Source organism: Pseudomonas sp. microsymbiont 2 (assembly GCF_054788395.1).
The window spans coordinates 49,960-62,067 of the sequence record NZ_CM139112.1 but is presented as its reverse complement, the minus strand read 5'-3'; the positions used below and the strand labels follow the sequence as shown (position 1 = coordinate 62,067).

Genomic DNA, 12,108 nt, shown 5'->3' with positions numbered 1-12,108 from the left:
GAAGCAGTCGACTCAAGTCCCCGACTTGATCTTGGTCCAGGCCCGTGTCCGTGCCCGCTCGGCATCCCGTGGCAACGGCTTCAAGGTATACAGCTTGGCCATCGCCTCCGCCGTCGGGTACAGGTTCGGGTTGTTGCGGATCGCCGGGCTGACCTTGGCGGTCGCATCCTTGTTGGGGTTCGGGTAGCCGACGAAATCGCTGATCGGCGCGATCACCTCGGGCCGCAACAGGTAGTTGATGAAGGCATGGGCATCCTCCGGGTTGGCCGCGTTCTTCGGGATCGCCAGCATGTCGAACCAGATCGGCGCGCCCTCCTTGGGCAGGCGCATGTCCACCACCACGCCGTTCTTCGCCTCGCGGGCGCGGTTGGCGGCCTGGGAGAAGCTGCCCGAATAGCCCACCGCCACGCAGATATCGCCATTGGCGATGTCGGCCATGTACTTCGACGAGTGGAAGTAGGTGACGTACGGGCGGATCTTCAGCAGCAGGTCCTGGGCCTTCTGGTAATCGGCAGGCTTGCCGCTGTTGGGGTCCAGGCCCAGGTACGACAGCGCCAGCGGCAGGATTTCCGACGGCGAGTCGAGCAGCGCCACGCCGCACTGCTTGAGCTTGGCGATGTTCTCAGGCTTGAAGATCAGGTCCCAGCTGTCCAGCGGGGCGTCGTCACCGAGCGCGGCCCTGACCTTGGCCGGGTTGAAGCCGATCAGCACGGTGCCATACATGTACGGCACGGCGAACTTGTTGCCTGGGTCGTTGGCCTCGATCAGCTTCATCAGCGCCGGGTCCAGGTGCTGCCAGTTGGGCAGCTTGGCGCGGTCCAGTGGCTGGAACACGCCAGCCTCGATCTGCTTGGCGAGGAACACGTTGGACGGCACCACCACGTCGTAGCCGGAGTTGCCGGTCAGCAGCTTGGCCTCCAGCGCTTCATTGGTGTCGAAGATGTCGTAGACCAGCTTCACACCGCTGTCCTTCTGGAAGTCGGTGAGGGTCTGCGGGGTGATGTAGTCGAACCAGTTGTACACCCGCAGGGTGCGCTGTTCGGCGTGAGCCTGGAGCGCGCCGACGCACAGGCCGGTGGCGAGGAGCGGGGCGAGCAGACGCTTGAGTCGGACCATGTTCAGGCTCCTGGCTGGGCGCGCTGGAAGCCTTCCAGCACGTTGACCGCGTTGATACCAATTTCTTCCACGGCGTAGCCGCCCTCCATCACGAACAGGGTCGGCTTGCCGAGCTGGGCGATGCGCTTGCCCATCTCCAGGTAATCCGGGCTGTCCAGCTTGAACTGCGAGATCGGGTCGTCCTTGAAAGTATCCACGCCGAGGGAGATCACCAGCACCTCGGCGTCATAGGCGGCGATGCGTTGGCAGGCATCTTCCAGCGCGGCGCTCCAGGCCTTCCAGTCGCTGCCGGCGGGCAGCGGATAGTTGATGTTGCAGCCTTCGCCCGCGCCTTCGCCGACTTCGTCGGCATAGCCGAGGAAGAACGGGAATTCGTCTTGCGGGTCGCCGTGGATCGAGGCGAAGAACACATCGCCGCGGGCATAGAAGATGTCCTGGGTGCCGTTGCCGTGGTGATAGTCGACATCGAGGATGGCCACCTTGCGCCGGCCCTGGTCGAGGAATGCCTGGGCGGCGATGGCGGCGTTGTTCAGGTAGCAGTAACCGCCCATCACGTCGGCGGCGGCGTGGTGTCCTGGCGGGCGGCACAAGGCGAAGGCCGCGTGGGCGCCTTTCTGGATCGCGGCCTGGGCGGTCAGGGCCACTTGCGCGGCGCTGTAGGCGGCCTGCCAGGTGCCGGCGGTGATCGGTGCGCCGGCATCGAAACTGTAGTAGCCGAGTTCTCCGTGCAGGCCGGAGGGCTTGACCTGGCGCAGTGTGCGCGCCGGCCAGGTGAAAGGCAGCAGGTCGCCGTCTTGGCCGAGCGCGGCCCAGCGGGCCCAGGCGCCTTCGAAGAAGCTCAGGTAGGCGTCGCTGTGGATGCGTTGCAGCGGGGCTCGGCCGAAATCGGTGGGGCCTTGCACGGGGCCGAGGTTGCGCCTTTGCACTTGCTCCAGGACGTGGTCGGCGCGCGAGGGCATCTCGAAGCAGGGCATCAGCTGGCCGTCGATCAGCTCGCAGCGGCCGTGGTGCAGGCGGTGGTCATCGGAATAGATCGTCAGCACTTGTTGTTCTCCGGTTATGACTGGCGTGAGGCCATTCTGGTGGGCGGCCAATCGCGGGAGAACGACGCAAACGGCCAAAAGGGGATCGATGTGGCCAAGGCATGTGCTGGCCTCATCGCGGGGCAAGCCCGCTCCCACGCCAGATCATTCGTGGGAGCGGGCTTGCCCCGCGATAGGGTCGGCTCAGGTCAGCCGCGAAAATGACTGGGCGCCACGCCGCTCCAGCGTTGGAAGGCATGCCTGAAACTGGCGGTCTCGCTGAATCCCAGCGTTTCGGCGATACGGTAGATCGGCATCTGGTCCTCGGCCAGCAACTGCTTGGCGCGCTCGAAGCGCAGTTCGTCGAGCAGCTGTTGATAGCTGCTGCCCAGCGCCTGCAGATGGCGACGCAGGGTGCGCGACGAGCAGTTCATCTGCCGTGCCAATCCCTCCAGCCCCGGTGCGGCATCGAGTTGCTGCATCAGCAATTGGCGAATCCGCCCCAGCCATGCCTGGCGCCCGGTGAACTCCAGGTTCAGGCGTCGGCAGCGTTCGCTCATGGCCTTGTGGGTAACCGGGTCGGCCAGCGGGAGTGGCATGTCCAGCCAGCGACGCTCGAAGGCGAAGGCGTTGTCGCCTGCATCGAACCCCAGCGGGCACTGGAACGCACCGGCATAGAGCGGATGGTAGCTGGGCCTAACATGTTCGAAGCGCGCCGCCAGCAGAGGCAGCGGGCGACCGAGCAGGTCGTCGCAGATCACCTTGAGCGACAGCAGGCAGAACTCGGCGTTGAATGCGGCAAGGCCTGGCGCGTCGTAGTGTTCGCTGGCGGTTAGCCAGACGCGCTGGCCATCATCGACCAGACGCAGGTGGAAGACTGTTCCCAGCAGTGCCGGATAGCTCAGCGCCAGGCGTAGGGCGTCACCCAAAGTGGCACTGGAGAGCAAGGCGTAACCGAGCATGCCGTAGCACGACACATGCATGCGCCGGCCCAGTTCCAGGCCGATGTCCTCGCGCCGGGCCACGGCGTTGGCGCACACCTGCAGCTCCTGTTGGGTGGTGATGCGCGCATCGGCGTGGCCCAGGTCCGCCGGGCCTATGCCGCTGCCGGCGAGCAGCTGACGCGAGTCGACGCCGGCCTCCTGGAATACCTGGAGGATCAGCGAAACCGCGTTGAGGGTGGTGAGGTGGCTGTGCAGCATGCTCGGCGTCTCATTGGGCTGAGAAGCTTTAGCGAGCAAGTTATATGCCGCTCGAGACGTATAACCCCTGTAGGAGCGGCCTTGTGTCGCGAAAGGGCTGCATAGCAGCCCCGGGATTTCAGCATTGACGCAACGATCGCCGGGGCCGCTTTGCGGCCCTTTCCGACCGGTCCGACGCCTCGGCAAGGCCGCTCCTACAGGGACCGCGCAGGGTTTGAAGCGCAGGCATAAAAAAAGGGCCCGGAGCGTGCGCTCGGGCCCTTGAAAGGTTGAGAGGTGTCTAGTCCCTCGACCTGGTGAGACTGTTTGCAGCGGTCTGGATTACGCCTTCAGCGGAACCAGACGGGGAGCGATCATGTTTTCCGGACGCAGGATGTCGTTGAGCATCGCTTCGTCCAGCAGCTTCTCCTCGCGCACCAGTTCCAGCACGCCGCGGCCGGTTTCCAGGGCGACGCGGGCGATACGGGTGGCGTTTTCGTAGCCGATGTACGGGTTCAGGGCGGTGACCAGGCCGATCGAGTGCTCGACCAGCTCACGGCAGCGCTGTTCGTTGGCGGTGATGCCGACGATGCAGTGCTCGCGCAGCATGTCCATGGCGCGTTGCAGCAGGCGGATCGAGTCGAAGATCTTGTAGGCGATCAGCGGCTCCATCACGTTCAGCTGCAGCTGGCCACCTTCGGCGGCGACGGTCAGGGCCAGGTCGTTGCCCATGATGGCGAAGGCCACCTGGTTGACGGCTTCCGGGATCACCGGGTTGACCTTGCCTGGCATGATCGAGCTGCCTGGCTGACGCGCCGGCAGGTTGATCTCGTTGATGCCGGTGCGTGGGCCGCTGGACAGCAGGCGCAGGTCGTTGCAGATCTTCGACAGCTTGACCGCGGTGCGCTTGAGCATGCCGGAGAACAGCACGAAGGCGCCCATGTCGGAGGTGGCTTCGATCAGGTCGGCGGCCGGGACCAGCGGCTGGCCGCTGATGATCGCCAGGCGCTGAACGGCCAGCATCTGGTAGCCTGGGTCGGCGTTGATGCCGGTACCGATGGCGGTACCGCCCAGGTTGATTTCGGTCAGCAGTTCCGGGGCCAGCGAGCGCAGGCGCTGCAGGTCTTCGGTCATGGTGGTGGCGAAGGCGCGGAATTCCTGGCCCAGGGTCATCGGTACGGCGTCCTGCAGCTGGGTGCGACCCATCTTCAGTACGTGGTCGAACTCTTTACCCTTGGCGGCGAAGGCCTGGATCAGGCTGTCGAGGCTGGCCAGCAGGGCGTCGTGGCCCAGCAGCAGACCCAGACGGATCGCGGTCGGATAGGCGTCGTTGGTCGACTGCGCCATGTTCACGTCGTTGTTCGGGTGCAGGTACTGGTACTCACCTTTCTGGTGGCCCATGTGCTCCAGCGCGACGTTGGCGATGACTTCGTTGGCGTTCATGTTGGTGGAGGTGCCGGCACCGCCCTGGATCATGTCCACCACGAACTGGTCGTGGAAGTCACCCTTGATCAGGCGGGCGCAGGCTGCGCTGATGGCAGCGTGCTTGGCATCGCTCAGGTGCCCCAGCTCACGGTTGGCGTCAGCAGCAGCCTGCTTGACCATCGCCAGGCCGACTACCAGTTTCGGGTAGTGCGACAGCGGAACACCGGAGAGGTGGAAGTTGTTGGCAGCGCGCAGGGTCTGGATGCCGTAGTAGGCATCGGCAGGGACTTCAAGGGTACCAAGCAGATCTTTTTCGACGCGGAACGATGCAGCGGAGGACATGATGGATATCATCTCGATTTTGACCCGGCACCTGCCGGAATGGCGCCAATGCTAGGGCTGCCCGGATTTTGCGGCCAATGCTGTTGCACGCTAACCTATGCGCAAACGGCATACGGTTTGATGTGACGCCGATTGACAATCGAGCGTGTTCCATTTTGGTGCACGCGTTGCGGAGTAGTCGATGAACCTCGAAAGCAAATGGCTGGAGGACTTCAGTGCCCTGGCCTCCACCCGCAGTTTTTCGCAAGCGGCCGAGCGCCGATTCGTCACCCAGCCGGCGTTCAGTCGACGCATACGCAGCCTGGAGGCGGCGCTGGGGTTGACCTTGGTGAATCGTTCCCGCACGCCCATCGAACTGACCGAGGCCGGCCAGCTGTTTCTCGTCACCGCGCGTACCGTTGTCGACCAGTTGAGCGAAGTTCTCCGCCATTTGCATCACCTGGAGGGCGGGCAGGGCGAGGTGATCCAGGTCTCGGCCGCGCACTCCCTGGCATCGGGCTTTTTCCCGCGCTGGGTGGCGCAGTTGCGCAACGATGGCTTGAACATCGCCACGCGCCTGGTGGCCACCAACGTCGGTGATGCCGTTCATGCATTGCGCGAGGGCGGCTGTGACCTGATGCTGGCCTTCTATGATCCGGACGCCGCCTTGCAGATGGACGCCGAGATCTTCCCCTCGCTGCACATGGGCACCACCGAAATGCTTCCGGTGTGCGCCGTGGGCCCGGACGGCAAGCCGCTGTTCGACCTGGAGGGCGAGGGCAGCGTGCCGCTGCTGGCCTACAGCGCCGGTGCCTTCCTCGGCCGTTCGGTCAACCTGCTGCTGCGCCAGCGCAACCTGCGCTATACCACTGTCTATGAAACCGCGATGGCCGACAGTCTCAAGAGCATGGCGCTCGAAGGCATGGGCATCGCCTGGGTGCCGAGGCTGTCGATGCGCGGCGAGCTGGAGCGCGGTGAACTGGCGATCTGTGGCGGCAGCCAGTGGCATGTGCCGCTGGAAATCCGCCTGTACCGCTGCGCCCTGGTGCGCAAGGCCAACGTGCGGTTGCTGTGGCGCAAGCTGGAGGGCGGTTCAGTTGACCCGAAAGTCAGCCAAACCCCCGAAAAATAAGGCCGACAGTTGGTCGCCGGGGGTGCCGTGATCGCCTCGCGTTACGTTATACTGCGCGGCCCCTCGACCGGATAGATCCGGTCATGATCAGCAAACAAGCCACGCCGGTCGTCCCGCGTGGCTTGTTGTTTTTTGACGCGCCTGCGGGCGCACAAGCGAAGAGGCTCGACGATGAGTGCACTGGTTGGCGTGATCATGGGCTCCAAGTCCGATTGGTCCACCCTTAGCCACACCGCCGATATGCTGGAAAAACTCGGCATTCCCTACGAGGTGAAGGTGGTTTCCGCCCACCGTACCCCGGACCTGCTGTTCCAGTACGCCGAGGAGGCCGAAGGCCGCGGCATCGAGGTGATCATCGCCGGTGCCGGCGGCGCCGCCCACCTGCCGGGCATGTGCGCCGCCAAGACTCACCTGCCGGTGCTGGGCGTGCCGGTGCAGTCGTCGATGCTGTCGGGCGTCGATTCGCTGCTGTCGATCGTGCAGATGCCGGCCGGCGTGCCGGTTGCCACCCTGGCCATCGGCAAGGCCGGCGCGATCAACGCCGCGCTGCTGTCGGCGAGCATCCTGGGGGCCAAGTACCCGCAGTTCCACGCGGCGCTCAAGCAGTTCCGCACCGAGCAGACCGACACCGTGCTGGACAATCCAGACCCGCGCCAGGCTTGAGGCTGACCCTATGAAAATCGGTGTAATCGGTGGTGGCCAGCTGGGCCGCATGCTGGCCCTGGCAGGCACTCCGCTGGGCATGAACTTCGCCTTCCTCGACCCGGCCCCGGACGCCTGCGCCGCGCCGCTGGGCGAGCACCTGCGCGCCGACTACGGCGACCAGGACCACCTGCGCCAGCTGGCCGACGAAGTCGACCTGGTGACCTTCGAGTTCGAGAGCGTGCCGGCCGAGACCGTCGCCTTCCTCTCGCAGTTCGTGCCGGTCTACCCGAGCGCCGAGGCCCTGCGCATTGCCCGCGACCGGCTGTTCGAGAAGAGCATGTTCCGCGACCTGGGGATTCCGACCCCGGCTTTCGCCGACATCCTTTCGCAGCAAGACCTGGATGCCGCCGTCGCCAGCATCGGCCTGCCGGCCGTGCTCAAGACCCGCACCCTGGGCTATGACGGCAAGGGCCAGAAGGTCCTGCGCAAGCCCGAGGACGTGGTGGGCACCTTCGCCGAACTGGGCAGTGTGCCGTGCCTGCTGGAGGGCTTCGTGCCGTTCACCGGCGAAGTGTCGCTGGTGGCCGTGCGCGCCCGTGATGGCGAAACCCGCTTCTACCCGTTGGTGCACAACACCCACGACAGCGGCATTCTGCGCCTGTCGGTGGCAAGCGTTGCCCACCCGCTGCAGGCCCTGGCCGAAGACTACGTCGGCCGCGTACTGCAGAAGCTGGACTATGTCGGCGTGATGGCATTCGAGTTCTTCGAAGTCGACGGTGGCCTCAAGGCTAACGAGATCGCGCCGCGCGTGCACAACTCCGGGCACTGGACCATCGAAGGCAGCGAATGCAGCCAGTTCGAGAACCACCTGCGCGCCGTCGCCGGCCTGCCGCTAGGGTCGACCGCCAAGGTCGGCGAGAGCGCCATGCTCAACTTCATCGGCGAAGTGCCAGCGGTGGACAAGGTCGTGGCCATCGACGACTGCCATCTGCACCATTATGGCAAGGCGTTCAAGGTCGGGCGCAAGGTTGGCCACGCTACCCTGCGTTGCGCCGACATGGCCACGCTGCAGGCCAAGATCGCCGAAGTAGAGGCGTTGATCGCCGGCTGAGCGAACTTTCGCGGGGCACCATCGCTCTGAAATGGCGACAAGCCAAAGCGCTGTCTAGGCTTTGGCTTGTTCCACTTTCATCTCAGAGGGATTGCCATGGGCATCATTGGAACCATCTTCATCGGCCTGATCGTCGGCCTGCTGGCGCGTTTCCTGAAACCGGGTGACGACAGCATGGGCTGGATCATGACCATCCTCCTCGGCATTGCCGGCTCTCTGGCCGCCACCTATGGCGGGCAGGCCCTGGGCATCTACCAGGCCGGGCAGGCGGCGGGCTTCTTCGGAGCCCTGGTGGGCGCCATCATCCTTCTGGTGATCTACGGCTTCATCAAGAAGAACTGAACACAGGCTAGAATGCCCGGCAATTCAATCCCGAGTTGCCGAGCATTCCCATGCGTGCGTTATTCCTCGTTCCCCTGCTGCTGGCCAGCGCCCTGGCTCATGCCGAACTGCCCGAGACCGACTGGCTTGAGCTGATGCCCAAGTCGGATCAGAAAGCCCTCGAGCAGATGCCCGAGATCGACCACAACTCCCCGGAAGCCCAAGGGACCTTCACTGCCAAGGGTGGCCTGAAGCAGAGCAAGGGCTTGCCTGCGGTGATGTACTCGACCAAGACCGTTGCAGCGATGAACGGCAAGCAGATCCGCCTGGGCGGATATCCCGTGCCGTTGGAGAGCGATGCCAAGGGCAACAGCACGCTGTTCTTCCTGGTGCCGTACCCGGGCGCCTGCATTCACGTACCGCCGCCGCCACCGAACCAGCTGGTGCTGGTGCGCTATGCGAAAGGCTTGAAAATCGACGACATCTACACGCCGTTGTGGGTGACCGGCACGCTGAAGGTGGAAAAGGTCAGCAATGATCTGGCGGATGCGGCGTATGCGCTGGAGGCGGGGCAGGTCAGGGTGGTGGAGGATGCCGATCTTTGAGTTGCCTGCGTCGGCGGCTTCGCGGGTAAACCCGCTCCCACAGGTATTTCACTGACCTTGAGAACAATGGAGTGCCTGTGGGAGCGGGTTTACCCGCAAAAGGGCCGGAACTGACGCTGAAAATTACGGATCAGAGCACTTCGCTACCGATCGCCACGCTCATCGCATGACTCGCCCCCGGCTTGAGCAGCACCACGTCATCCATCACGTTCGCCGTCTCGATGCACAACATGCGTTGCCAGCCATCGTCGGCCATGTCCGGCAGGTCGCGGGCGCGGTCGGTCCAGGGGTTCCAGATCACCGCGGTGCGCGAGCCGCCGGCCTGCAGGGTGACGCGCCGGTTCCAGTGCGGGTCGACGATGGCCAGGCGCTCGGGGGCGTTCAGGTAGATGCGATCGGTCTCGCCCGCGAAGCCCAGGTTGCCCTGCTGCTGGCGCTGCGCCCAGTTGGCCAGGGTTTCGATATAGGCCAACCCGTCCACGCCTTCCACCTGCACCTGACGTACGTCGCTCACGGCGAAGTAGCTGTGCAGGGCCTGGCTCAGGGTGACGTCGGTGTTGCCGAGGTTGTAGCTGGTGAGGGTCAGCTTCAGCTGGTCGCCCAGCTCCACCAGCAGCTTGAGCTGGACCTCATGGGCCCAACCGGGCAGGTCGCCCTGGGCTTCGGGCAGTTCGAATTCGATTTGCAGGCTTTCGCCGTGCTCTTCGGCCCCCAGCAACTGCCAGTCGCGCCCGCGCACCAGGCCGTGGGCCGGTGGCTGCTCGCCCTTGAACATGGCTTTGACCGAATCCGGGTTGCGTTCGAAGATGCCGAACCATGGCCAGCACACCGGCGCGCCAGCGCGCACCGACTTGCCCTTGCGGAAGATGGCCTGGTCGCTCAGCCACAGCAGCGGCGGTTCGCCGATCCGCTGGTAGCTGAGGACCTGCGCGCCCTGCTGGGCGATCAATAGTTCGGCATGGTCGCTGGTGATGCGCCAGCAATTGAGTTCGCCGTGAAGCTCGGTCTCGACCGTGAAGTTAGCCATTGCGCTCGTCTCATTGATTGTCTGTCAGGCCGTTGGACCCGGTGACCTGCAATGAGTTTACCGCTCGCTCGGCTCAGCGACGAGGCACCGAGCGGGTACGACCGCTGCCATCGATGGCGACGAACACGAACACCGCCTCGGTGACCTTGCGCCATTCGCTGGACAGCGGGTCGTCGCTCCACACCTCGACCATCATCTGGATCGAGCTGCGACCGATTTCCAGGGTCTGGGTATAGAAGGACAGTTGCGCGCCCACCGCCACCGGGACCAGGAAGGCCATGCGGTCGATGGCCACCGTGGCCACCCGGCCACCGGCGACGCGACTGGCCATGGCGGTGCCGGCCAGGTCCATCTGGGCGACCAGCCAGCCGCCGAAGATATCGCCAAAACCATTGGTTTCGCGCGGCAGCGCGGTGATCTGCAGGGCCAGGTCGCCTTGCGGGATAGGATCTTCTTGTTCGAGCTCAATCATGCCGTGGGGCCTCTGACCCGTGACGCTTCGTTGGTGGCGCGGTAACGGACGCCGTAAAAACGATTCAGCAACGCGCATACTACGCTGATTTCGCTTCGGGGGCGGCCAAAGGGAAATTCTGCGAAACAGTCTGACGATTCGACCCGACGTTTTCGCACAATATCCGCTGGGCGGAGCAACCTTTTCCTACGAGCGGGCAGTATATATACCCACACAGCCAGCGACGACCGTGCATTGATGAATATCTGTATGGATTTTGTACCGCTATGAGCGCGGTTCGGCAATTTGCTATCTTCGCTGCCTGACCATTCCAGAAGCCGCATGCCAAGCGGCCTGCATACCTACAAGAAGAGAACGAACAGCGATGACCTCCGCGCAGAGCAGTATCGAGCAGCCGTCCCGGCCGTTGTCCCGCAGTGACTACAAGACCCTCTCCTTGTCCGCCCTGGGCGGCGCCCTGGAGTTCTACGACTTCATCATCTTCGTGTTCTTCGCCACGGTGGTGGGCAAGCTGTTCTTCCCTGCCGACATGCCCGAATGGCTGCGCCTGATGCAGACCTTCGGCATCTTCGCCGCCGGCTACCTCGCGCGCCCGCTGGGCGGCATCGTCATGGCCCACTTCGGCGACCTGCTCGGGCGCAAGAAGATGTTCACCCTGAGCATCTTCATGATGGCCGTGCCGACCCTGATCATGGGCCTGCTGCCGACCTATGCGCAGATCGGCCTGTGGGCGCCGATCCTGCTGCTGCTGATGCGCGTGATCCAGGGCGCGGCCATCGGCGGCGAGGTACCGGGCGCCTGGGTGTTCGTCTCCGAGCATGTGCCGGCGCGCAACACCGGCTATGCCTGCGGCACCCTGACCGCAGGCCTGACCTCGGGCATCCTGCTCGGCTCGCTGGTGGCGACCCTGATCAATACCCTCTACACCCCGGACGAAGTGGCGGACTACGCCTGGCGTATTCCATTCCTGCTCGGTGGCGTGTTCGGCTTCTTCGCGGTCTACCTGCGCCGCTGGTTGCATGAAACCCCGGTGTTCGCCGAGATGCAGGCGCGCAAGGCCCTGGCCGAAGAGCTGCCGCTGCGCGCGGTGCTGCGTGACCATCGCGGCGCGATCATCCTGTCGATGCTGCTGACCTGGCTGCTCTCGGCGGGCATCGTGGTGGTGATCCTGATGACCCCGGCGCTGTTGCAGAGCCTGTACCACATCAGCCCCACCGACTCGCTCAAGGCCAACAGCCTGGCCATCGTGCTGCTCAGCCTGGGGTGCATCGGGGCCGGCAGCCTGGCCGATCGCTTCGGCGCTGGACGGGTGTTCATCATTGGCAGCCTGGCGCTGCTGGCGTCGTCGTGGGCCTTCTACCACAGCCTGCCGACCCGGCCGGACCTGTTGTTCCCGCTGTATGCCCTGACTGGCCTGTGCGTCGGCATCGTCGGGGCCGTGCCCTACGTGATGGTCAAGGCGTTCCCGCCGGTGGTGCGTTTCAGCGGGCTGTCGTTCTCCTACAACCTGGCCTACGCGATCTTTGGCGGCCTGACGCCGATGGTGGTCACCGCGCTGCTCAAGTTCAGCCCGATGGCGCCGGCCTATTACGTGGCGTGCCTGTGCGCCGTTGGTCTGGCCGTGGGCCTCTATTTGCTCGCCAAGCAGCGCTAAGCGGCTGGCGCTACGGGCCTCTTCGCGGGTAAACCCGCTCCCACAGGTAGGGCGCAGGTCCTGTGGGAGCGGGTTT

General features: G+C 64.6%; 12 protein-coding genes. 6 read left to right on the top strand and 6 right to left on the bottom strand.

The window, feature by feature from the left end:
* Positions 1–12 precede the first annotated feature (12 nt).
* From ACYUME_RS00305 to aspA, 4 genes are all read right to left on the bottom strand, one after another.
* Entirely contained in the window at positions 13–1,116 is a 1,104-nt protein-coding gene (locus tag ACYUME_RS00305) for an extracellular solute-binding protein (protein ID WP_460417664.1), read from the bottom strand.
* Between the two features lie 2 nt (positions 1,117–1,118).
* Positions 1,119–2,159 (bottom strand): histone deacetylase family protein, encoded by a 1,041-nt coding sequence (locus tag ACYUME_RS00300; RefSeq protein ID WP_460417662.1) that lies wholly within the window; start codon positions 2,157–2,159, stop codon positions 1,119–1,121.
* A 188-nt stretch (positions 2,160–2,347) separates the two neighbouring features.
* Positions 2,348–3,340 (bottom strand): AraC family transcriptional regulator, encoded by a 993-nt coding sequence (locus ACYUME_RS00295; RefSeq protein WP_460417660.1) that lies wholly within the window; start codon positions 3,338–3,340, stop codon positions 2,348–2,350.
* A gap of 321 nt (positions 3,341–3,661) precedes the next feature.
* Complete coding sequence (gene aspA, locus ACYUME_RS00290; protein ID WP_240064215.1) at positions 3,662–5,086, bottom strand: aspartate ammonia-lyase; 1,425 nt, start codon at positions 5,084–5,086, stop codon at positions 3,662–3,664.
* Between the two features lie 181 nt (positions 5,087–5,267).
* On the opposite strand from aspA, the gene ACYUME_RS00285 reads away from it, so the two are divergent.
* From ACYUME_RS00285 to ACYUME_RS00265, 5 genes are all read left to right on the top strand, one after another.
* Positions 5,268–6,197 carry a LysR substrate-binding domain-containing protein gene (locus tag ACYUME_RS00285; RefSeq protein ID WP_279884432.1) on the top strand — a complete coding sequence of 310 codons (930 nt, stop codon included), beginning with the start codon at positions 5,268–5,270 and terminating at the stop codon, positions 6,195–6,197.
* Positions 6,198–6,368: 171 nt separating this feature from the next.
* Entirely contained in the window at positions 6,369–6,860 is a 492-nt protein-coding gene (gene purE / locus ACYUME_RS00280; RefSeq protein WP_050707559.1) for a 5-(carboxyamino)imidazole ribonucleotide mutase, read from the top strand.
* Between the two features lie 10 nt (positions 6,861–6,870).
* A complete protein-coding gene (locus ACYUME_RS00275; protein ID WP_279884431.1) occupies positions 6,871–7,953 on the top strand; it encodes a 5-(carboxyamino)imidazole ribonucleotide synthase in 1,083 nt (360 codons plus the stop codon).
* 96 nt (positions 7,954–8,049) lie between these two features.
* Positions 8,050–8,295: a GlsB/YeaQ/YmgE family stress response membrane protein gene (locus tag ACYUME_RS00270; RefSeq protein ID WP_050707557.1), complete on the top strand. Its 246-nt coding sequence runs from the start codon at positions 8,050–8,052 to the stop codon at positions 8,293–8,295.
* A 50-nt stretch (positions 8,296–8,345) separates the two neighbouring features.
* On the top strand, positions 8,346–8,879 hold the full coding sequence (locus ACYUME_RS00265; RefSeq protein WP_460417658.1) for a DUF3299 domain-containing protein: 534 nt from the start codon (positions 8,346–8,348) through the stop codon (positions 8,877–8,879).
* A gap of 130 nt (positions 8,880–9,009) precedes the next feature.
* On the opposite strand, the gene ACYUME_RS00260 is transcribed toward ACYUME_RS00265, so the two are convergent.
* Both ACYUME_RS00260 and ACYUME_RS00255 read right to left on the bottom strand, forming a co-directional pair.
* Positions 9,010–9,906: a D-hexose-6-phosphate mutarotase gene (locus tag ACYUME_RS00260; RefSeq protein ID WP_460417656.1), complete on the bottom strand. Its 897-nt coding sequence runs from the start codon at positions 9,904–9,906 to the stop codon at positions 9,010–9,012.
* A gap of 73 nt (positions 9,907–9,979) precedes the next feature.
* Positions 9,980–10,378 carry an acyl-CoA thioesterase gene (locus tag ACYUME_RS00255; protein WP_003253317.1) on the bottom strand — a complete coding sequence of 133 codons (399 nt, stop codon included), beginning with the start codon at positions 10,376–10,378 and terminating at the stop codon, positions 9,980–9,982.
* Positions 10,379–10,742: 364 nt separating this feature from the next.
* Here ACYUME_RS00255 and ACYUME_RS00250 point away from each other — a divergent pair, with 364 nt between their 5' ends.
* A complete protein-coding gene (locus tag ACYUME_RS00250) occupies positions 10,743–12,032 on the top strand; it encodes an MFS transporter (RefSeq protein WP_460417654.1) in 1,290 nt (429 codons plus the stop codon).
* The last annotated feature ends 76 nt before the right edge of the window (positions 12,033–12,108 follow it).

What these genes read in the sequence shown, in the direction of transcription:
- aspA (WP_240064215.1), bottom strand. Translation starts at nt 5,086, where the DNA reads ATGTCCTCCGCTGCATCGTTCCGCGTCGAAAAAGATCTGCTTGGTACC.
- ACYUME_RS00275 (WP_279884431.1), top strand. Translation starts at nt 6,871, where the DNA reads ATGAAAATCGGTGTAATCGGTGGTGGCCAGCTGGGCCGCATGCTGGCC.
- ACYUME_RS00285 (WP_279884432.1), top strand. Translation starts at nt 5,268, where the DNA reads ATGAACCTCGAAAGCAAATGGCTGGAGGACTTCAGTGCCCTGGCCTCC.
- ACYUME_RS00305 (WP_460417664.1), bottom strand. Translation starts at nt 1,116, where the DNA reads ATGGTCCGACTCAAGCGTCTGCTCGCCCCGCTCCTCGCCACCGGCCTG.
- ACYUME_RS00250 (WP_460417654.1), top strand. Translation starts at nt 10,743, where the DNA reads ATGACCTCCGCGCAGAGCAGTATCGAGCAGCCGTCCCGGCCGTTGTCC.
- ACYUME_RS00295 (WP_460417660.1), bottom strand. Translation starts at nt 3,340, where the DNA reads ATGCTGCACAGCCACCTCACCACCCTCAACGCGGTTTCGCTGATCCTC.
- ACYUME_RS00255 (WP_003253317.1), bottom strand. Translation starts at nt 10,378, where the DNA reads ATGATTGAGCTCGAACAAGAAGATCCTATCCCGCAAGGCGACCTGGCC.
- purE (WP_050707559.1), top strand. Translation starts at nt 6,369, where the DNA reads ATGAGTGCACTGGTTGGCGTGATCATGGGCTCCAAGTCCGATTGGTCC.
- ACYUME_RS00260 (WP_460417656.1), bottom strand. Translation starts at nt 9,906, where the DNA reads ATGGCTAACTTCACGGTCGAGACCGAGCTTCACGGCGAACTCAATTGC.
- ACYUME_RS00265 (WP_460417658.1), top strand. Translation starts at nt 8,346, where the DNA reads ATGCGTGCGTTATTCCTCGTTCCCCTGCTGCTGGCCAGCGCCCTGGCT.
- ACYUME_RS00270 (WP_050707557.1), top strand. Translation starts at nt 8,050, where the DNA reads ATGGGCATCATTGGAACCATCTTCATCGGCCTGATCGTCGGCCTGCTG.